Origin of the sequence: Pseudomonas fakonensis (assembly GCF_019139895.1) — a bacterium.
Classification (GTDB): Bacteria; Pseudomonadota; Gammaproteobacteria; order Pseudomonadales; family Pseudomonadaceae; genus Aquipseudomonas; species Aquipseudomonas fakonensis.
Genome location: NZ_CP077076.1, coordinates 4,932,676 through 4,954,008, shown reverse-complemented (window position 1 = coordinate 4,954,008; position 21,333 = coordinate 4,932,676). Strand labels below are relative to the sequence as shown.

At 64.3% G+C, this 21,333-nt stretch carries 16 protein-coding genes; 1 reads left to right on the top strand and 15 read right to left on the bottom strand.

Annotation, left to right across the window (positions count from 1 at the left end; translation table 11 throughout):
* Positions 1-142: 142 nt before the first annotated feature.
* From KSS94_RS21795 to arcD (KSS94_RS21725), 15 genes are all read right to left on the bottom strand, one after another.
* Positions 143-631: an RDD family protein gene (locus KSS94_RS21795; RefSeq protein WP_217840127.1), complete on the bottom strand. Its 489-nt coding sequence runs from the start codon at positions 629-631 to the stop codon at positions 143-145.
* A gap of 84 nt (positions 632-715) precedes the next feature.
* The gene (locus KSS94_RS21790) at positions 716-925 is read right to left on the bottom strand and encodes a cold-shock protein (protein WP_217840126.1); all 210 of its coding nucleotides are present in this window, start codon (positions 923-925) and stop codon (positions 716-718) included.
* A gap of 345 nt (positions 926-1,270) precedes the next feature.
* Positions 1,271-2,392 (bottom strand): glycine cleavage system aminomethyltransferase GcvT, encoded by a 1,122-nt coding sequence (gcvT, locus tag KSS94_RS21785; RefSeq protein ID WP_217840125.1) that lies wholly within the window; start codon positions 2,390-2,392, stop codon positions 1,271-1,273.
* A gap of 26 nt (positions 2,393-2,418) precedes the next feature.
* The gene (locus KSS94_RS21780; RefSeq protein WP_217840124.1) at positions 2,419-3,795 is read right to left on the bottom strand and encodes an L-serine ammonia-lyase; all 1,377 of its coding nucleotides are present in this window, start codon (positions 3,793-3,795) and stop codon (positions 2,419-2,421) included.
* A gap of 141 nt (positions 3,796-3,936) precedes the next feature.
* The gene (gcvP, locus tag KSS94_RS21775) at positions 3,937-6,786 is read right to left on the bottom strand and encodes an aminomethyl-transferring glycine dehydrogenase (protein WP_217840123.1); all 2,850 of its coding nucleotides are present in this window, start codon (positions 6,784-6,786) and stop codon (positions 3,937-3,939) included.
* Positions 6,787-6,797: 11 nt separating this feature from the next.
* Positions 6,798-7,181, bottom strand: a complete 384-nt coding sequence (gcvH, locus tag KSS94_RS21770) for a glycine cleavage system protein GcvH (RefSeq protein ID WP_217840122.1) — start codon at positions 7,179-7,181, stop codon at positions 6,798-6,800.
* 310 nt (positions 7,182-7,491) lie between these two features.
* On the bottom strand, positions 7,492-8,697 hold the full coding sequence (gene gltS / locus KSS94_RS21765; RefSeq protein ID WP_217840121.1) for a sodium/glutamate symporter: 1,206 nt from the start codon (positions 8,695-8,697) through the stop codon (positions 7,492-7,494).
* A 317-nt stretch (positions 8,698-9,014) separates the two neighbouring features.
* Positions 9,015-10,529: a nucleobase:cation symporter-2 family protein gene (locus tag KSS94_RS21760; RefSeq protein ID WP_217840120.1), complete on the bottom strand. Its 1,515-nt coding sequence runs from the start codon at positions 10,527-10,529 to the stop codon at positions 9,015-9,017.
* A 97-nt stretch (positions 10,530-10,626) separates the two neighbouring features.
* Complete coding sequence (locus tag KSS94_RS21755) at positions 10,627-11,985, bottom strand: 8-oxoguanine deaminase (protein ID WP_217840119.1); 1,359 nt, start codon at positions 11,983-11,985, stop codon at positions 10,627-10,629.
* 462 nt (positions 11,986-12,447) lie between these two features.
* Positions 12,448-13,956 carry a transcriptional regulator GcsR gene (gene gcsR / locus KSS94_RS21750; RefSeq protein WP_217840118.1) on the bottom strand — a complete coding sequence of 503 codons (1,509 nt, stop codon included), beginning with the start codon at positions 13,954-13,956 and terminating at the stop codon, positions 12,448-12,450.
* 164 nt (positions 13,957-14,120) lie between these two features.
* Complete coding sequence (locus KSS94_RS21745; protein WP_217840117.1) at positions 14,121-14,489, bottom strand: DUF5064 family protein; 369 nt, start codon at positions 14,487-14,489, stop codon at positions 14,121-14,123.
* A gap of 55 nt (positions 14,490-14,544) precedes the next feature.
* A complete protein-coding gene (gene arcC, locus KSS94_RS21740; RefSeq protein WP_217840116.1) occupies positions 14,545-15,474 on the bottom strand; it encodes a carbamate kinase in 930 nt (309 codons plus the stop codon).
* A 135-nt stretch (positions 15,475-15,609) separates the two neighbouring features.
* A complete protein-coding gene (locus KSS94_RS21735; RefSeq protein WP_217840115.1) occupies positions 15,610-16,620 on the bottom strand; it encodes an ornithine carbamoyltransferase in 1,011 nt (336 codons plus the stop codon).
* Between the two features lie 72 nt (positions 16,621-16,692).
* Positions 16,693-17,946, bottom strand: a complete 1,254-nt coding sequence (arcA, locus tag KSS94_RS21730) for an arginine deiminase (protein WP_217840114.1) — start codon at positions 17,944-17,946, stop codon at positions 16,693-16,695.
* 32 nt (positions 17,947-17,978) lie between these two features.
* A complete protein-coding gene (arcD, locus tag KSS94_RS21725; protein WP_217840113.1) occupies positions 17,979-19,406 on the bottom strand; it encodes an arginine-ornithine antiporter in 1,428 nt (475 codons plus the stop codon).
* Positions 19,407-19,844: 438 nt separating this feature from the next.
* Here arcD (KSS94_RS21725) and arcD (KSS94_RS21720) point away from each other — a divergent pair, with 438 nt between their 5' ends.
* Positions 19,845-21,272: an arginine-ornithine antiporter gene (gene arcD, locus KSS94_RS21720; protein WP_217840112.1), complete on the top strand. Its 1,428-nt coding sequence runs from the start codon at positions 19,845-19,847 to the stop codon at positions 21,270-21,272.
* The last annotated feature ends 61 nt before the right edge of the window (positions 21,273-21,333 follow it).

The window sequence follows — 21,333 nt, the reverse complement described above, 5'->3', positions numbered from 1 at the left end:
TGGCCTGAACCGCAAAAAAAGCCGACCTTAGGGTCGGCTTTTTTGTGGGCTGAAAAGCATCGCCGGCAAGCCGGTTCCTACAGGGAACCGAGCTCTCCTGTAGGAGCCGGCTTGCCGGCGATGAGGCCCTGACAGGCCAACCTCACTTCTTGCGCTTGGGCAACCGCACCAACTGCGTCTCGGAATACATGTCATGCCAGCTGCGCTTGCGCTTGTCGAACAGCGACCAGATGAACCCCAGCCCCAGGCACAGCCACGAGGCAATCGACACCACAAAGCGCAGCAGCGCCTGCCACAGGCTGATGGCGCTGCCATCGGCGTTCTGCACCCGTACCCCCCACACCTGCATGCCCAGGGTCTGGCCGCCGTGGGTCCAGAATTTGGCAAAGAAACCGAACAGCACGAACAGCATGAGGGTAGCGAACAGCGGGTCCTGGTCCAGGGCGCCGGCATCGCTCAGCTGGCGCAGGCGCTCTTCGCCGACGATGGCGATCTGGATCATCTTGTACACGCCGCCGGTCACGATCAGCAGCGCCGTGCACAGCAGGAAGTCGTAGAACACCGCCGCCAGGCGGCGGCCCAGGCCGACCGGTGGAAAGTCCCCCTGGGGTGTGAGCAAAGGCTTGGACATGCGGGACAGCTCCGAATGACGAAGCCGTCATTCTACGGGCAAAAAAAAGCCCCTGCACTTGGCAGGGGCTTTTTGTCGCATGGCTTAGACAGGTTGAACCTTGTCTGCCTGCAGGCCTTTCTGGCCTTGGACGGCTTCGAAGGTGACCTTCTGGCCTTCTTTCAGGCTCTTGAAGCCGTTGCCTTCGATGGCGCGGAAGTGTACGAACAGGTCTGGACCGCTCTCGGGGGTGATGAAGCCGTAACCTTTTTCGTCATTGAACCACTTGACGGTACCGTTCTGACGCTCAGCCATTGTCTTATTTCCTTTGAAGCTTGATTGTGATGACAGTTCTTTCACATCGATATAATAGTGAAAGATTACTGGGCTGTTTTGCAGGAAGTAAGCGGCGTCGAACGGGTTGTAGCAAATTGCGGCTACTGGCCCAGGTCACGAGCTATTGCGACCCATGCAAACACAGTGCATTGACTCTACGCCAACTGCCAAGCGAAACACAAGCCCTCTCAGCGCAGTAAAAACGGGCTTTTTTCAAACCCCGGAAATCGTGCCGAAAACTGCATGCTGCCTGGCCTGGCGCCCTATGCAAAAGTTATGAGGCAGGTTCGAAATCGAATATGCCAACCGGCCTGCCTCACGCACTCATCCGCGATAGTAACGTTGCGCCACGAAAGGCATTTTGCTGACTTTCAGGGCAACTTGCTTGCCGCGTACGACGGCAAAAAGCGAAGTTTCCAGCGCAGCATGTTCACTATCGATATAACCCATTGCTACAGGTGCGCCGAGGGTCGGGCCAAAGCCGCCACTGCACACTACGCCAACGGCCTTGCCGTTACTGTCGACGATATCGGCGCCCTCACGAACCGGGGTGCGCTCCAGCGGCAACAGGCCCACGCGTTTGCGTTTTACACCGCCGGCTTGCTGGGCGAATACCTGCTCGGCACCGGGGAAACCACCGGCACGGCTGCCATCTGCACGGCGCACCTTGGAAATCGCCCACAGCAGGCTGGCTTCGATCGGCGTGGTTTCGGTGTTCATATCATGGCCGTACAGGCACAGGCCGGCTTCGAGGCGCAGCGAGTCGCGGGCACCCAGGCCGATGGGTTGCACTTCGGGTTCGGCCAGCAGGCGGCGGGCCAATTTTTCGGCGGCGGTAGCCGGTATCGAGATTTCGTAGCCATCTTCACCGGTATAGCCCGAGCGGCTGACGAAGCAGTCCTCACCCAACAGTTGCAGCGGGCGGAACTGCATGAAGGTCATGCCGGCGACTTCCGGGGCCAGGCGTTCCAACACCTTCACTGCCGCGGGGCCCTGCAGGGCCAGCAGGGCGCGCTGCTCGAACAGCGGTTGAATTTCGCAGTGCTTGCCGATGTGCGCTTGCAGGTGGGCCAGATCCTGCTCCTTGCAGGCGGCATTGACCACCAGGAACAGGGTGTCGTCGCCCAGGTTGGCGACCATCAGGTCGTCGAGGATGCCGCCTTGTTCGTTGGTGAACATGGCATAGCGCTGCATGCCCACCGGCAGGTCGATGATGTCTACCGGCACCAGGCTTTCCAGGGCACGGGCAGCGTCGCTGCCGCGCAGCACGATCTGGCCCATGTGCGACACATCGAACAGGCCGGCTTGCTCGCGGGTGTGCAGGTGCTCCTTGAGCACGCCCAGCGGGTACTGCACGGGCATGTCAAAGCCTGCGAACGGCACCATGCGCGCACCCAGTTCCAGGTGCAGGGCGTGCAGCGGGGTCTTTTGCAGTGTTTCGGACATCGGGGACTCCTTGGTTTTTGTTCGGGTCAGCATTCGATGATGTTGACGGCCAGACCGCCGCGGGCGGTCTCCTTGTATTTGCTTTTCATGTCGGCGCCGGTCTGGCGCATGGTGCGGATGACCTTGTCGAGGGAAACGAAGTGCTGCCCGTCGCCACGCAGGGCCATGCGCACCGCATTGATCGCCTTCACCGAGCCCATGGCGTTGCGCTCGATGCAGGGCACCTGGACCAGCCCCCCGATGGGATCGCAGGTCAGGCCCAGATTGTGTTCCATGCCGATTTCGGCTGCGTTTTCCACTTGCTGCACACTGCCACCCATCACTTCGCACAGCGCCCCGGCGGCCATCGAGCAGGCCACGCCGACCTCGCCCTGGCAGCCCACTTCTGCGCCGCTGATCGAGGCGTTCTCTTTGTAAAGAATGCCGATGGCCGCAGCGGTGAGCAGAAAACGCACCACCCCGTCCTCGCTGGCACCCGGCACGAAGCGCACGTAGTAGTGCAGCACCGCCGGGACGATGCCGGCCGCGCCGTTGGTGGGCGCAGTGACCACTCGCCCGCCGTGGGCGTTTTCTTCGTTCACCGCCAGGGCGTAGAGGTTGACCCAGTCGAGCACCGACAAGGCATCGCGCAGGCTGGCCTCGGGGTGGCGGCTGAGCTGGCGGTACAACGCGGGCGCACGGCGCTTGACCTTGAGCCCGCCCGGCAGGATGCCCTCATGCTGGCAACCGGCTTCGACGCAGTCCTGCATCACTTGCCAGATGCGCAGCAGCCCGGCGCGGGTCTCGGCCTCTGGCCGCCAGGCGGCTTCGTTGGCCAGCATCACCTGGCTGACCGCCAGGTTTTGTGCGGTGCAATGGGCGAGCAGTTGCTTCGCGGTGGTGAACGGGTAGGCCAGTACGGTGCTGTCCTCGACGATGCGGTCGTGGCCGGCAGCCTCTTCGTCCACCACGAAGCCGCCGCCCACCGAGTAATACTCGCGGCTGCGAATCTGCAGGCCGGCGGCGTCGAAAGCGCGGAAGATCATGCCGTTGGGGTGGTAGTCCAGCGGTTTGCGGATCATTGCCAGGTGCTGTTTTTCGATGAACGCAATGCTGTGCTCGCCCAGCAGCTTGATGCGGCCGCTGTCGCGGATGGCCTGCAGACGCGCGGGGATGCTGTCGGTATCGATGACATCGGGGTGTTCGCCTTCAAGGCCCAGCAGCACCGCCTTGTCGCTGCCGTGGCCCTTGCCGGTGGCGCCCAGCGAGCCGTACAGCTCGGCCTTGACGCTGGCGGTGCCGGCCAGCAGGCCGTCACGGCGCAGGCCTTCGGCGAAGCGTGCGGCGGCGCGCATCGGCCCGACTGTGTGCGAGCTGGAGGGGCCGATGCCGATCTTGAACAGGTCGAAGACACTCAGGGACATGGTGAAACCTCCTGAACAGCAGGGGCCGCTTTGCGACCCTTTCGCGACACAAGGCCGCTCCAGGGACCAATGCCGACCTTGTAGGAGCGGCCTTGTGTCACGAAAGGGCTGCGCAGCAGCCCCCGCTATCTACAGGACGCCTCAGACGTCCTGATAGCTCTCGATCGACGGGCAAGCGCACACCAGGTTGCGGTCACCGAACACGTTGTCGACACGCCCGACCGGCGGCCAGTACTTGCCTTCCACCAAGTTTGGCAGCGGGTACACCGCCTGCTCGCGGCTGTAGCCGTGGGCCCATTCGCCGGCCAGCTCCGCCGCAGTGTGCGGGGCGTTTTTCAGCGGGTTGTCGTCCTTGTCCAGGCTGCCGTTCTCCACCGCGCGGATTTCCTCGCGGATCTGGATCATGGCGGCGCAGAAACGGTCCAGTTCTTCTTTGGACTCGCTCTCGGTCGGTTCGATCATCAGCGTGCCGGCCACCGGGAAGGACATGGTCGGGGCGTGGAAGCCGAAGTCGATCAGGCGCTTGGCGACGTCGTCGACGCTGATGCCGCTGGTGTCCTTGAGCGGGCGCAGGTCGAGGATGCACTCGTGGGCCACCAGGCCGTTGCCACCGGTGTACAGCACAGGATAGTGCTCTTCCAGGCGGCGGGCGATGTAGTTGGCGTTGAGGATCGCCATCTGCGAGGCGCGTTTGAGGCCCGCGCCACCCATCATGCGAATGTACATCCAGGTGATCGGCAGAATGCTCGCGCTGCCGAACGGCGCCGCGCACACGGCGCCGGCGGTGTTCTCAAGCTGCGCGTGGCCGGGCAGGAACGGCGCCAGGTGCGCCTTCACGCCAATCGGGCCGACGCCCGGGCCGCCACCGCCGTGGGGGATGCAGAAGGTCTTGTGCAGGTTCAGGTGCGATACGTCGCCGCCGAACTTGCCCGGGGCGCACAGGCCGACCATGGCGTTCATGTTGGCGCCGTCGATGTACACCTGGCCGCCGTTGTCGTGAATGATCGCGCAGATCTCGCCGATGGCTTCCTCGAACACGCCATGGGTGGACGGGTAGGTGATCATGATCGCCGCCAGGCGGTCGCGGTGCTCGATGGCCTTGGCGCGCAGGTCGTCGATGTCGACGTTGCCGCGGGCGTCACAGGCGGTCACCACCACGCGCATGCCGGCCATGTGCGCGGTGGCCGGGTTGGTGCCGTGGGCCGACGACGGGATCAGGCAGATGTCGCGGTGGCTGTCGCCACGGCTGCGGTGGTAGGCGCGGATCGCCAGCAGGCCTGCGTACTCGCCTTGGGAGCCGGCGTTGGGCTGCAGCGACACGGCGTCGTAGCCGGTGGCGGCGCACAACATGGCCTCAAGCTCGCGGGTCATCTGCAGGTAGCCCTGGCTTTGTGCGGCCGGGGCGAACGGGTGCAGGTTGCCGAACTCGGCCCAGGTCACCGGGATCATCTCGCTGGCGGCGTTGAGCTTCATGGTGCACGAGCCCAGCGGGATCATGGTCCGGTCCAGCGCCAGGTCCTTGTCGGCCAGGCGGCGCAGGTAGCGCATCAGCTCGGTTTCGCTGTGGTAGCGGTTGAACACCGGGTGTTCGAGGATGGCCGACTGGCGCAGCAATGCGGCAGGCAGGCGCACCTGCACGGCGGCGGCGATGGCGGCAAAATTCGGGGCCTGGTCGGTGAGCAGTGCCCACAGCGCCTCGACATCGGCCTGGCTGCTGGTTTCGTCCAGCGACAGGCCCAGGTGTTCGGCGTCGACCTGGCGCAGGTTGATGCCCTGGGCGCGGGCCTTGTCGTGCAGTGCTGCGGTGGCAGCGCCGGTGGCCAGGGTCAGGGTGTCGAAGAACGCGCAGGTGACCACGTTCACGCCGGCCTGCTCAAGGCCTGCGGCCAGAATCGCGGTCAGCGCGTGGGTGCGCTCGGCAATGCGCTTGAGGCCGGCCGGGCCGTGGTACACGGCGTACATGCTGGCGATGTTGGCCAGCAGCACCTGGGCGGTGCAGATGTTGCTGGTGGCCTTCTCGCGGCGGATGTGCTGCTCGCGGGTTTGCATGGCCAGGCGCAGGGCGCTCTTGCCGAAGCGGTCGATCGACACCCCTACCAGGCGGCCGGGCATGTCGCGCTTGAACGCGTCGCGGGTGGCGAAGTAGGCCGCGTGCGGGCCACCGAAGCCCAGTGGCACGCCAAAGCGCTGGGCGCTGCCGATGGCCACGTCGGCATCGAACTCGCCCGGCGGGGTCAGCAGGGTCAGGGCCAGCAGGTCGGCGGCCACGGCCACCAGGGTGCCCGCTGCGTGCAAACGCTGCACCAGCTCGCGGTAGTCGAACACGTCACCGTTGCTGGCCGGGTACTGCAGCAGGGCGCCGAAGAAGGCGCTGGTGTCGCTCAGCTCGCGCTCGTCACCCACCACCACTTCGATACCCAGCGGTTCGGCGCGGGTGCGCAGCACGTCGAGGGTTTGCGGGTGGCAGTGCCTGGAGGCGAAGAAGGCGTGGCTGGCCTTGTTCTTCGACAGGCGCTTGCAGAAGGTCATGGCCTCGGCAGCGGCGGTGGCTTCGTCCAACAAGGATGCGTTGGCGATCGGCAGGCCGGTGAGGTCGCTGATCAGGGTCTGGAAGTTCAGCAGCGCTTCCAGGCGGCCCTGGGAAATTTCTGGTTGATACGGGGTGTAGGCGGTGTACCAGGCCGGGTTTTCCAGCAGGTTGCGCAAAATCGGCGCCGGAGTGTGGGTATTGTAGTAGCCCTGGCCGATGTAGCTCTTGAACAGCTGGTTGTTGCCGGCGATGGCCTTCAGTGCGGCGAGGGCGTCGGCCTCGCTCTGGCCGTCTTCGCTGCCAAGCACGCTGGTGCCCTTGATGCTGTCGGGGATGACCGCGGCGGTCATGGCCTCCAGCGAGTCGAAGCCGAGGGTGGCGAGCATGGCCTGCTCGTCGGCGGCGCGCGGGCCGATATGGCGGGCGATGAATTCGTTGGCGGTGCCGAGGTTGATGGTCATGGGGGTACTCCTCAGGCGTCGTCGTTGGCTTTGATCAGGCGGTCGTAGGCGTCCTGGTCGAGCAGGGCGCCCACCTCGGCCATGTCGGCCGGGACGAAGCGGAAGAACCAGCCTTCACCGAGCGGGTCTTCGTTGACCCGCTCAGGGCTATCGTTCAGGCCATCGTTGACCGCGACCACTTCACCACTCAGGGGCATGTACACACCGCTGGCGGCTTTTACCGATTCGACGGTGGAGGCTTCATCGCCCTTGCTGTAGGGCTGCAGCTCCGGCAGTTGCACGTAGACCACATCGCCCAGGGCGTTCTGGGCGTAGGCGGTGATGCCCACGGTGACGCTGCCGTCGGCTTCGACGCGCAGCCATTCGTGATCTTCGGTGAAACGCAACTCGCTCATGGGGAATCCTCGGGAAGCAGGGCGTTGGGCGCGGTGGGTCCGCGCTCTTGGGGTGGGATTTCCCTAGCAATAATGCGGCCATCTAAAAAAAGTACATATAAATCAATGATTTGATGTTGAGGTGTAATAATTCATTCTTTCATGTGGAATGAAATCATTACGGTATTGGCGGGGAGGAAAAAGAAAGCGGGATCAAACCCTTGCGCAGGCGCTGGCAAATCAACGTGGAATGAATTCGATACGATGTAATGATTTCGATACGCGTGGTTGGCGCCCTTGCCTGATGATCGGCAAGGGCGCCGCATGGCCGCTACAGGGCCACGAACAACGGCAGTGCCAGGTACAGCTTGATCACGATGGCGTTGATGATGTCGATGAAGAACGCGCCGACCATCGGCACCACCAGAAAGGCCATCTGCGAAGGCCCGAAGCGCTGCGTCACGGCCTGCATGTTGGCGATGGCGGTCGGCGTTGCGCCGAGCCCGAAGCCGCAGTGCCCGGCGGCCAGCACCGCCGCGTCGTAGTTGCGGCCCATCACCCGGAAGGTCACGAAGATGGCGAACAGGGCCATCACCAGCGTCTGAGCCGCCAGCAGGATGAAGAACGGCAGGGCCAGCGCGGCCAGGTCCCACAGCTTGAGCGACATCAGTGCAATGGCCAGGAACAGTGACAGGCTGACGTTGCCGAGCACCGAGACTTCCCGTTCGAACACATGGTACGCACCAAACGCGGCCAGGCCGTTACGCAGCATCACGCCGACGAACAATACGCAGACGAACGTCGGCAGCTCCAGCGCAGTGCCCTTGAGCATGCCGTTGAGCAGGGTGCCCAACATCAGGCTGACGGCGATCAGGGCCAGGGTCTCGACCAGCGAGAACGAGGTGATCAGCCGCTCGGTGTGCGGTTGCTCGAAGCCCTTTGGCAGTTGCGGTGCCGGCTGATCGCTGCCGGGCACCTGGACGCGCTTGATCAGCAGGCGGGCCACAGGCCCGCCGATCAGCCCGCCGAGTACCAGGCCGAAGGTCGCCGAGGCCAGGGCCAGTTCCGAGGCCGACGCCAGGCCGAACTTCTCGCTGAAGGTCGCGCTCCACGCGGCCCCTGTTCCGTGGCCCCCAGACAGGGTGATCGAGCCTGCCAGCAGGCCCATCAGCGGGTCCAGCCCCAGTGCCGTGGCCAGGCCGATGCCCATGGCGTTCTGCACCAGCAGCAAGCCTGTGACCACCAACAGGAAAATCACCACCACGCGCCCGCCTTTTTTCAGGCTGCGCAGGTCTGCGCTCAGGCCAATGGTGGCGAAGAACGCCAGCATCAGCGGGGTTTGCAGCGAGGTATCGAATTGCACAGCAATATCGAAGCTGCGCAGCGCCAGCAGCACCAGGGCGACCAAAAGCCCGCCGGCGACGGGCTCGGGGATGTTGTAGGTGCGCAGGAAGCCAACGCGTGCAACCAGGCTGCGGCCCAGCAGAAGCACCAGCGAGGCAGCGACCAGGGTCCCGTAGAAATCAAGTTCAAGCATCAGGGAGCTCTTTGTTGTAACCGCAGGCGGGCACTTACGTGCTCGGCCTGTGTAAGCGAAGGGCAAGGCCCGGCCTCCCGGGGGAGGGTGAAGAAAAGCGGGGGCATTCTAGGGGCGGACTTGCCGACTGGACGATTCAGAAAAGTCTGAAAGTGCAGGGCCGGCAGGGCATTTCTGTTGGTAGGACTGCGGCTGGGTAGTGGTGATGCGAGACATGTTGCGGGGGCTGCGAGATCAAGCGCCGTAGGCGCGACGCTCGGTTGCACAGGCGCTGCAAGGCTTTCGCCGGGCAGCTCCTGTGCTGGGCGGCAGTGCTGCTAGCTTGATGTCTCGAGACGCTCCTCTTTACGAGGCGCAATGTCGTGATGCCCCTCATCATGCTCGACAATCGGCACTTCATTGCCGGCACTGTCGAACAGCTTGCCGTCGCGGAAGACGTCCCCTTCATTGAGCCCGGCAATGTCCCGGTAACGCAGGGTACGTTCGCTGGCAACAGCGAACACCGATTGCTGCTCGGAGTTGCCGGCACGCAGGTGGTTGAACAGCAGGTTGAGCAGAATCGCCATGATCGCCGCCGAGCTGATGCCGGAGTGGAACACCGTCTGCACCCAGGCCGGGAAGTGGTGGTAGAAGGCCGGGGCGGCGATGGGGATCATGCCGAAACCGATCGAGGTGGCGACGATGATCAGGTTCATGTTGTTGCGATAATCCACCTGCGACAGGGTGCGGATGCCGCTGGCAGTGACCGTGCCGAACAGCACCAGGCCGGCGCCACCGAGCACCGCGCTGGGCACGGCGGCGATCAGCCGGCCCATCACCGGCAGCAAGCCCAGGGTCACCAGGATCAGGCCGGCGCTGGCCACCACGTAGCGGCTCTTCACCCCGGTGACCGCCACCAGGCCGACGTTCTGCGCGAAGGCACTTTGGGTGAACGAGCCGAACAGCGGAGCCAGGGCGCTGGACACCATGTCGGCGCGCAGGCCGTTGCCCAGGCGCTTGGAGTCGACCTCGGTGCCGATGATTTCACCCACCGCCAGGATGTCCGCCGAGGTTTCCACCATGGTCACCACGATCACGATCAGCATCGACAGGATGGCCGCCAGCTGGAATTCCGGCGGCCCGAATGGCAGCACGCTGGGGAACGCAAGCAGCGGGCCGTCCATCGTTGTCGAAAAGTCGGCCATGCCGAACGCCGTCGCCACCAGGGTGCCGATCACGATCGCCAGCAAAATCGACAAGCGCGACAAGCTGGCGCTGCCCAGCTTGCTCAGCAGCAGCACGCAGGCCAGGGTGAAGGCCGCCAGCAGAATATTGGCGGTGCTGCCAAAGTCTGCAGCCTGGCTGTTACCGCCCATGGCCCAGCGGGCGCACACCGGCATCAGGGTCAGGCCGATGGTGGTGATGACGATGCCGGTCACCAGCGGCGGAAAGAACGTGATGATGCGCGAGAACAGCGGGGTGATCAGCAGGCCGACCAGCGACGAGACGATCACCGCGCCGAACACCACCGACAGGCCAAGCCGGCCGTCATCACCGATGATCGCCACCATGGTCGCCACACTGGCGAAGGACACCCCCTGCACCAGCGGCAGGCGGCAGCCGAACCAGGGCAGGCCGAGGGTCTGCAGCAGGGTGGCAAGGCCACCGGCAAACAGCGAGGCGGCGATCAGCAGGCCGACGTCGGCAGCCGGCAGGCCCACCGCCTGGCCGATGATCAGGGGCACGGCGATCATGCCGCCGTACATGGTCAGTACATGTTGCAGGCCGTAGGCCAGGTTGGCGCCAGCGCCGAGGTTCTCGTCCTCCGGACGCGATGCTGCGGGAGAAGTCATGGTGAGTAGCTCGCTTTTGTTGTTTTGATGCGTCTAACAGCACGGTCTCAGTCGCACTCGGTGAAACGGGCCGCGGCCAGGCAGCGGCCCGGGTGAATCAGTTACCGCTGACCAGCTGGAAGGCCAACTGGTTGTGGCGCTCGAGCACGCGCGGCAGGTCGACGGTGGTGATGCGCCCGTCCTGCACCACCACCCGGCCGTTGATCACGCTGGTGTGAACCTGGGTCGGGGTGCAGAACACCAGGGCTGCCAGCGGGTCATGCAGGCCGCCGGCATAGGCCACATGGCCTAGGTCGAAGGCGACGAAGTCGGCCACCATGCCCGGCGCCAGGGCGCCGATGTCGTTGCGGTTGAGCACCTTGGCGCCGCCCAGGGTGGCGATCTCCAGGGCCTCGCGGGCGGTCATGGCATCGGGGCCGAAGCCGACCCGCTGCAGCAGCAGGGCCTGGCGCACTTCGCCGATCATGCTGGCGCCGTCGTTGGAGGCCGAGCCGTCGACGCCCAGGCCCACCGGCACGCCGTGGTCGCGCATCTTGCGTACCGGGGCGATGCCCGAGGCCAGGCGCATGTTCGAGCACGGGCAGTGGGCGACGCCGGTGCCGGTGCGGGCGAACAGCTCGATGCCGTGCTGGTCGAGTTGCACGCAGTGGGCGTGCCATACGTCGTGGCCGACCCAGCCCAGGTCTTCGGCGTATTCGGCCGGGGTCATGCCGAATTTTTCGCGGCTGTAGGCGATGTCGTTGACGTTCTCGGCCAGGTGGGTATGCAGCGACACGCCGTACTGGCGGGCCAGCACCGCGGCTTCGCGCATCAGGTCGCGGCTGACCGAGAACGGCGAGCAGGGCGCCACCACCACGCGCAGCATCGAGCCGTGGCTGGCGTCGTGGTAGTCCTCGATCAGGCGTTGCGATTCTTTGAGAATGTCGCTTTCTTTTTCGACCACCGAATCCGGCGGCAGGCCGCCCTGGCTCTGGCCAACGCTCATGCTGCCGCGGGCGGCGTGGAAGCGCATGCCGATTTCCCCGGCGGCGTGGATGCTGTCGTCGAGCTTGCAGCCGTTGGGGTAGATGTACAGGTGGTCGCTGGAAGTGGTGCAGCCTGACAGGATCAGCTCGGCCATGGCGGTCTGGGTCGATACCGCGATCATTTCCGGGGTCAGCCGCGCCCAGATCGGGTACAGGTTGGTCAGCCAGTTGAACAGTTCGCCGTCCTGGGCTGCCGGCACCACGCGGGTGAGGCTCTGGTACATGTGGTGGTGGGTGTTGACCAGGCCCGGGATGACCACCTTGCCGGCCATGTCCAGGACCACGTCGGCGTGTTGCGGCAGGCTGTCGCTGGGGCCGACCTGCTTGATGATGTTGTTTTCGATGTACAGGCCGCCCTGGCGGATTTCACGGCGTTCGCCGTCCATCGTCACCAGCAGTTCGGCGTTCTTGACCAGGAGAGTCTTGGGCATGGGTGTTCCTCGCCCCCAAGGGGCTGATTGTGGGCTCGATGTCGTGCAGGCGCCGGGCGCGTGCGTGGGCAGCGGGTGCGATCAGTGGGTCGGCGGGCGGGGCCGGCCGAAGGGGGGCGTACAGCGGGATGGACGATCGCCGGAGGGAACTGGCAGAGGGGCTCGCGTCGGGGCGAGCAGATGTGGGCATTGCATGGCTTGAGCCTGTCGCAATACGCAGCGGCGAGTGCCGATGTCGTAGGCGAGGGCTTTATGTAATCAGGATTTTCCTGTTTTGTATACAACAGGCTGTCACATCCGAGCGGCTTGATGCAGGACCTGTAGGAGCGGCCTTGTGTCGCGATGGGCTGCGCAGCAGCCCCAGAAATTATGTCAGTTATCGATATGTTGGGGCTGCTGCGCAGCCCATCGCGACACAAGGCCGCTCCTACAGGGGGGGCGCAGAATGCTCAAAGTCGGCATTCAGCCCTTGGCACCAATCCCATACTTGCGCAGGCGCTGGGCGATGGCGGTGTGCGAGGTCTGCAACCTGCCGGCCAGTTGGCGTGTGGACGGGTAGCTGGCATACAGCCGCTGCAGCAGCTCGCGCTCGAAATCCCCCACCGCCTGCTCCAGGCTGGCCACCTCGCCATCCTGCCCGCGCGCCACCGAGGTGCCGGCAATGTCGAGGTCGCCGATATCCACCAGGTTGCCTTCGCAAATGGCCGCAGCGCGGAAGATCACGTTCTGCAGTTGGCGCACGTTGCCCGGCCAGGGGTTGGCCAGCAGCGCCGAGTGGGTGGCCGGGGTCAGCCGGCAGGCTGGGCGCTGGATCTGCGTGCAGGCCTGCTGCATGAAGTAGTGCGCCAGCATCAGAATGTCCTGGCCACGGTCGCGCAGCGGTGGCACTTGCAGGTTGAGCACGTTCAGGCGGTAGAACAGGTCTTCGCGGAAAGTGCCCTCGGCGACCATGCGCTCGAGGTTACGGTGGGTGGCGCTGATGATGCGCACATCCACCTTTACCTCGCGGTCGCCGCCCACCCGGCGAAAGCTGCCGTCGCTGAGAAAACGCAGCAGTTTGGCTTGCAGGTAGGGCGACATCTCGCCGATTTCGTCGAGAAACACCGTGCCCTGGTTGGCCAGCTCCATCAGCCCCGGCTTGCCGCCCCGTTGCGCGCCGGTGAAGGCCCCGGGGGCGTAGCCGAACAGCTCGCTCTCGGCCAGGCTCTCGGGCAGCGCGGCGCAGTTCAGGGCTAGAAACGGCGCCCCCTGGCGGCTGCTGATGGCATGGCAGGCGCGGGCCACCAGCTCCTTGCCGGTGCCGGTTTCGCCGTGCACCAGCAGTGGTGCGTCGAGTGCTGCCACGCGCAGCGCGCGGGCCTTGAGGGTACGGATGGCCGGGGAGTCGCCGAGCAGGGCGTCGAAGCCCTCGGCGTGGTCGTGGTGCAGGGCCGACAGGCGCTCGCCCATGCGGTTGGGCGGGTACAGGGTGAGCAGGCCGCCGGCGTGGGTGATGGGGGTGGCGTCCAGCAGCAGGCTCTGGCCGTTGAGCTGCATTTCACGCATGGGCAGGTGGAAGTTGTTGTCCTGCAGCGCCTGCAAAAGCCCGGGGTCGGCGAACAGCTCGCCCACCGAGCGCCCGGCCGACTCGCGCCCGCACAGGGCGATCAGCGCCGGGTTGGCCAGCAGTACCTTGCCGGCGCTGTCCACCGCCAGCACCGGGTCGCTCATGGCCGCCAGCAGGGCGTCGAGCTGCAGGTGGCGGCGCTGGCCGGGGAGGATGTCGACCACCTCCACCGATTGCACGCCGTGCACCTCGAACAGCGCGTCGTGGAGCTCTTCGAGCACGGCGGGGCTCAGCGTAGGGGCGTCGATGTAGACGTTCGGCGGGACCATCTCCACGGCATCGAGGTTGAGGTTGCGGGCACCGAGCAGGGCCAGGACTTCCTGGGTGATGCCGACGCGGTCGATGAAGCTGACGTGGATGCGCATGGGGACGAGGCGGGGTTGTGGCCGGGGAGGGCGGTAGTATGCCTCAACATCGCCGGGGCCGCTTTGCGGCCCAATCGCGACACAAGGCCGCTCCTACAGGGAGCGCGTAACGCCTGTAGGAGCGGCCTTGTGTCGCGATTGGGCTGCGCAGCAGCCCCAGAGGTTCACTCCAGATGCTCAGGCTTGATCGGATCGCCCGACTTCACATCCAGCTTCTGGCGAATATCCTCGAACATGTAGTCGTACAGCTTGTGCGGCGAGCCGAGGTTTTCGAACTTCTTCGGTGCCGGCAGGTAAGACTGGGCCTTGCGGCTCAGTAGCATCAGAAAGCTTGGCAACACCTGGTCCTTGGCCAGGAAGAACTTTTCGTCGACGTTCTTGCCCTCGATGCTGCCGTGCATGCGGAACTGGATACCGCGGCCTTCCCTGGGGTCCGACGTGGCTTCGTACTCGATGTTCAGGTCATAGCTGTGGTCGTTGCTGTTCAGCGCGGTGCGCTCGATGTGTACATGACCGGGTTGGTACTGGGCCATGGTGGTTCCTCCGGAAGGTTGAAAACGGCCGGTGCCTGGCACCGGCCAACTGCATTCAACGGTAGCTGATACCCGGCTTGGTGGTGGACACCCGGGTGCCGGCGGTGCCCTTGACGATCTCCTCGATGTTTTCCAGCGAGCTGATCACCGCCACCTTGCCGGTGTGCCGGGCAAAGTCGCAGGCGGCCTGCACCTTCGGCCCCATGGAACCGGCGGCAAAGCCCAGGCGTTCGAGCTCGTCGGGGTGGGCCTGGGCAATGGCTTTTTGCGTGTGCTTGCCCCAGTCAATGTAGGCGGCATCGACATCGGTGGCGATTATCAGAAGGTCGGCTTCCAGTTGCTCGGCCAGCAGCGCCGAGCACAAATCCTTGTCGATCACCGCCTCGATGCCCTTGAGCTTGCGGTTTTCGTCGTACATCGTCGGGATGCCGCCGCCACCTGCGCAGATCACGATGCTGCTTTTTTCCAGCAGCCACTTGATCGGGCGGATCTCGAAGATGCGCTTGGGTTTCGGGCTGGCCACCACGCGGCGGTACTTGTCGCCGTCAGGCTTGACCACCCAGCCTTTTTCCTTGGCCAGGCGCTCGGCCTCCTCTTTGCTGTACACCGGGCCGATGAACTTGGTCGGGTCTTTGAACGCAGGGTCGTTGGCGTCCACTTCCACCTGGGTCAGCAGGGTGGCGAAGGGCACCTCGAAGTCCAGCAGGTTACCCAGCTCCTGCTCGATCATGTAGCCGATCATGCCTTCGGTCTCGGCGCCCAGCACGTCCAGCGGGTAGGCCTCGTCGGGCTTGTAGGCCATGCCCTGGAGCGACAGCAGGCCGACCTGCGGGCCGTTGCCGTGGGCGATGACCAGCTCGTTGCCGGGGTGGATCTTGGCGATCTGTTCGGTGGCGGTGCGGATATTGGCGCGCTGGTTGCCGGCAGTCATCGGCTCGCCGCGGCGCAGCAGGGCGTTGCCGCCCAAAGCAACAACGATACGCATGGGGAATGTCCTGTATCGAGGGTAAAGGCTCGTGGGAGCGGGCTTGCCCCGCGATGGCGTCAGGTCGGGCAACGCTGTCGTTGCAGCGGACGCTATCGCGGGGCAAGCCCGCTCCCACGGTGCCCCAGTGGGTTGTCAGAGGTCAGCCAGCGTCGACACCAAAATCGCCTTGATCGTGTGCATGCGGTTTTCCGCCTGCTCGAAGGCGATGCAGGCCGGCGACTCGAACACGTCGTCGGTCACCTCGATGCCGTTGGCCAGGTCCGGGTACTGTTCGGCGATCTGCTTGCCGACCTTGGTCTCGGAGTTGTGGAACGCCGGCAGGCAGTGCATGAACTTGGTCCGCGGGTTGCCGCTGGCCTTCATCAGCTCCTTGTTCACCTGGTAGGGCTTGAGCAGCTTGATGCGCTCGCCCCAGGCTTCGATCGGCTCGCCCATCGACACCCACACGTCGGTGTGGATGAAGTCCACGCCCTTGACCGCGGCCTTGGCGTCGTCGGTCAGGGTGATGCGTGCGCCGCTCTCTTCGGCGTATTTCTGGCAGCGCTGCACCAGGTCGTCATGGGGCCACAGGTCCTTGGGCGCGGCGATGCGCACGTCCATGCCCAGCTTGGCGCCGATCAGCAGCAGCGAGTTGCCCATGTTGTTGCGTGCATCGCCCAGATAGGCGTAGCTGATGTCGTGCAGCGGCTTGTCGCTGTGCTCGCGCATGGTCAGCACATCGGCGATCATCTGGGTCGGGTGGTACTCGTCGGTCAGGCCGTTGAACACCGGCACCCCGGCGAACTTGGCCAGTTCCTCGACGATCTCCTGCTTGAAGCCACGGTACTCGATGGCGTCGTACATGCGCCCGAGCACGCGGGCGGTGTCCTTCATGCTTTCCTTGTGGCCGATCTGCGAGGAGTTGGGGTCGATGTAGGTGACGTTGGCGCCCTGGTCGTATGCGGCCACTTCGAAGGCGCAGCGGGTGCGGGTAGAGGTTTTTTCGAAGATCAGGGCAATGTTGTTGCCCTTCAGGTGCTGCTGCTCGGTGCCGGTGTACTTGGCGCGCTTGAGGTCGCGGGACAGGTCCAGCAGGTACTTCAGCTCGCGGGTGCTGTGGTGTTCGAGGCTGAGCAGGTTGCGGTTGTGGATGTTGAACGCCATGACGGTTCTCCTTGAGTTCGGTAGGGTGCCCGGCCGTCACTTCGTGAGTACGGCCGGGTGTATGGGCGTTGACTAGTAATCGATTGGGTCGCGTACGATCGGGCAGGTCATGCAGTGGCCGCCGCCACGGCCCCGGCCCAGTTCGCCGGCGCTGATGGTGATGACCTCGATCCCGGCCTTGCGCAGCAGGGTATTGGTGTAGGTGTTGCGGTCGTAGCCGATGACCACGCCGGGCTCCAGGGCCACCACGTTGTTGCCGTCATCCCACTGTTCGCGCTCGGCGGCAAAGCTGTTGCCGCCGGTCTCGACCACCCGCAGCTTGACCCCCAGTTGCTCGCCCACCACCTCGATGAACGACTTGTTGATGCGGCGCACGTCCATGCCGTAGGGCTTGCTTTCGTCCGGGCGGATGATGAACGGCACGATCTCTTTCACCACTTCGGGGAAGACCGTCACCAGGTCGCGGTCGCAGAAGCTGAACACGGTGTCCAGGTGCATCGCCGCGCGGGATTTGGGCAGGCCGGCGACGATCACTTCCTTCACCGCGCCCTTGGCGAACAGGTTCTGCGCCAGCTGGCCAATGGCTTGGCGCGAGCTGCGCTCGCCCATGCCGATCAGCACGATGCCGTTGCCGATCGGCATTACGTCACCGCCTTCGAGGGTGGCGTTGCCGTGCTCCTTGTCCGGGTCGCCGTACCACACCTGGAAGTCGGCGTTGGTGAACTGCGGGTGGAACTTGTAGATAGCGGTGGCCAGCAGGGTTTCCTGGCGGCGTGCCGGCCAGTACATCGGGTTCAGCGTGACGCCGCCGTAGATCCAGCAGGTGGTGTCGCGGGTGAACTGGGTGTTGGGCAGCGGCGGCAGGATGAAGCTTGAGTGGCCCAGGTAGTCGTTGTACATCTTCACCACTTCGGCGCCTTCGCTTTGCGGCAGGTCCTGGCCGGCCACGCCGCCAATCAGGAACTCGGCCAGGTGGCGTGGTTCAAGGCCCTCGAGCCAGCTGCGCACCTCGTTGGTCAGGCCCACGCCAACGGTGTCGGGGGTGATCTTGCGGTCGAGGATCCAGGCCAGGGCTTCCTTGTTCTGCACGATGTCGGTCAGCAGGTTGTGCATTTCCAGCACATCCACGCCGCGCTCGCGCATCTTGGTGACGAAGTCGAAGTGGTCGCGCTTGGCCTGGTCAACCCAGATCACATCGTCGAACAGCAGTTCGTCGCAGTTGCTCGGGGTCAGGCGCTTGTGCGCGAGGCCTGGGGCGCACACCATCACTTTGCGCAGCTTGCCGGCTTCGGAGTGGACGCCGTATTTCTGTTTTTCAGTGGTCATGGTCTATTCCTCCAGTAAGGCGAAACGTGGGGTCAGAGGGTCAGGAAGCCGTCGTACAGGCCGAAGGCTGCCACCAGGGCGCCGACGACCACGGCTGCGAAGATCAGTTTTTCCACGTTGGTGAAGATCGGTTGGCCCACCTCGCGCTTGGCCTTGGCGAACAGGATCGCGCCAGGGGCATACAGCAGGGCCGAGAGCAGCAGGTATTTCACGCCACCGGCGTACAGCAGCCAGATTGCGTACAACAGGGCGATGCCGCCGATGATCAGGTCCTTCTTGCGCTCGGCCAGGGCCTGTTCATAGGTTTCGCTGCGCCAGGCCAGCAGGAAGGCGTAGGCCGCCGACCACAGGTAGGGCACAAGGATCATCGAGGTGGCGAGGTAGATCAGCGACAGGTAGGTGCTGTTGCTGAACAGGGTGATCACCAGGAACACCTGCACCATGGCGTTGGTCAGCCACAGGGCGTTGGCCGGTACATGGTTGGCGTTCTCGCGGCGCAGGAACTCCGGCATGGTGTGGTCCTTGGCTGCGGCGAACATGATCTCGGCGCACAGCAGTACCCACGACAGCAGCGCCCCCAGCAGCGAGATGATCAGGCCGACGCTGATCAGCACCGCGCCCCAGTGGCCGACCACATGCTCGAGCACCGCAGCCATCGACGGGTTCTGCAGCTTGGCCAGCTCCGGCTGGGTCATGATGCCCAGCGACAGCACGTTGACCAGCACCAGGAACAGCAGCACGGTAACGAAGCCGATGACCGTGGCCTTGCCCACATCGGAGCGTTTTTCTGCCCGTGACGAGAAGATGCTCGCGCCCTCGATGCCGATGAACACCCACACGGTGACCAGCATCATGTTGCGCACCTGGTTCATCACGCTGCCCAGCTCCGGCGTGCCCAGCGCCCAGATATCGGCGGTGAAGATGTCGAGCTTGAAGGCGAACAGGCAGATCAGCGCGAACAGCGCCAGCGGCACCACCTTGGCCACGGTGGTCACCAGGTTGATGAACGCTGCCTCCTTGATGCCGCGCAACACCAGAAAGTGCACCGCCCACAGCAGCACCGAGGCGCCGATCACTGCCGCCGGGGTGTTGCCCTCGCCGAACACCGGGAAGAAGTAGCCCAGGGTGCTGAACAGCAGTACGAAGTAGCCGACGTTGCCCAGCCAGGCGCTGATCCAGTAGCCCCAGGCCGACGAGAAGCCCATGTAGTCGCCAAAGCCGGCCTTGGCGTAGGCGTATACACCGCCGTCGAGGTCAGGCTTGCGGTTGGCCAGGGTCTGGAACACGAATGCCAGGGTGAGCATGCCCACCGCGGTGATGGCCCAGCCGATCAGCACCGCCCCCACGCCTGCACTGGCGGCCATGTTCTGCGGCAGTGAAAAGATACCGCCGCCAATCATCGAACCTACGACAAGTGCAACAAGCGCACCCAGTTTGAGTTTTCCGGGAGAATCAGACATTTATCGACTCCGTGCCAGGAGAAAGTTGACATCAGGATAAAACTGACGCCTTTGCCATTCGCTGATTTGGATCAGTTCATGCCCACGTGAAGGTAGGGAAAAATCCTTCGCGTGGCTCCTGGAGGATACCGACAGCTGTGCTGCAGGCCCTTTGCGCTGGCACCTCCATGCCTTTTTAGAGCAAACGCTCCGTGTCGCCTGCGAACTTTCAAGCTAGTCGCTTTTAGCTGTTTGGCAAATTTTTCACAAAAAACCTTGGGGTCTGCCGCAACGGCAGCAGAAGTTGCGTAAAAACCCAATGAGTTAGTTGGTCTTCATAGACATTCCCGTTATGAGTGCTATAGCTTTGATTACCCTGCCTGATATAAACAAGCTGTTACAGTTATATGCAGCGCGCGGGTGTTTCGCCGGCAATACACACCAGCCAATGGAGGCGCGATGAGCGAACCCGGACAGAAGCTGCGCCTTGGTGCGTTGATCGCCCTGGTGGTCGGTTCGATGATCGGTGGCGGCATTTTCTCGCTGCCGCAGAACATGGCCGCACGCGCCGACGTGGGCGCGGTGCTGATTGGCTGGGGCATCACTGCGGTGGGCATGCTGGCGCTGGCGTTCGTGTTCCAGACCCTGGCCAACCGCAAGCCCGAGCTGGACTCGGGGGTGTACGCCTACGCCAAAGCCGGCTTTGGCGATTACATGGGGTTCTCGTCGGCCTGGGGCTACTGGATCAGCGCCTGGCTGGGCAACGTCGGTTACTTCGTGCTGTTGTTCAGCACCCTGGGCTTTTACTTCCCCGCCTTTGGTGAGGGCAACACGCCGCTGGCCATCGGCTGCGCCTCGCTGCTGCTGTGGGCGGTGCACTTTCTGGTGCTGCGCGGCATCAAGGAGGCAGCCTTCATCAACCAGGTGACCACCGTGGCCAAGGTGGTGCCGCTGCTGATGTTCATCGTCATCGCCGCCTTTGCCTTTCGCGCCGACATCTTCACCCGGGACATCTGGGGCCTGAGCAACCCCAAGTTCGGCAGCGTGCTGGAGCAGGTGCGCAACATGATGCTGGTGACCGTCTTCGTGTTCATCGGCATCGAGGGCGCCAGCGTGTATTCGGGCCGGGCGCTGCACCGCTCGGACGTGGGCAAGGCCACGGTGGTGGGGTTTCTCGGGGTGCTGGCGTTGCTGGTGCTGGTCAACGTGCTGTCGCTGGGGGTGATGACCCAGCCGGAACTGGCCGGCCTGCAGAACCCGTCGCTGGCCTCGGTGCTGGAACATATCGTCGGGCCCTGGGGGGCGTTGCTGATCAGTATCGGGCTGGCGGTATCGCTGCTCGGGGCCTTGCTGTCATGGGCCTTGCTGTGCGCCGAGATTCTCTTCGCCACCGCTCGCGATCGCACCATGCCGCGTTTTCTGGCCAGGGAAAACGCCAACCATGTGCCGGCCAATGCGTTGTGGCTGACCAACGTGATGATCCAGGGTTTTTTACTGATCACGCTGTTTTCGGCAGGCACCTACACCAGCCTGATCTACCTGGCGTCGTCGATGATTCTGGTGCCGTACTTCTGGTCGGCGGCCTACGCGGTGCTGCTGGCGCTGCGCGGCGAGAGCTATGAAGGCCAGCCCGGGCTGCGGCGCAAGGACCTGCTGGTGGCGGGGGTGGCGCTGGTGTATGCGATCTGGCTGTTGTATGCCGGCGGGCTCAAGTACGTGCTGCTGTCGGCGCTGTTGTATGCGCCGGGGGTGGTGCTGTTCGCCCGGGCCAAGCATGAGCAGGGGCAGCGCTTGTTCACCGGGTGGGAGAAGCTGATCTTCGCCGGGGTGCTGGCAGGTGCTGGCGTGGCGGCTTATGCGCTGTATAGCGGGGTGTTGAGCCTGTGACGGCCCTATCGCCGGCAAGCCGGCTCCTACAAGGGACGCGGTAGCTGTAGGAGCCGGCTTG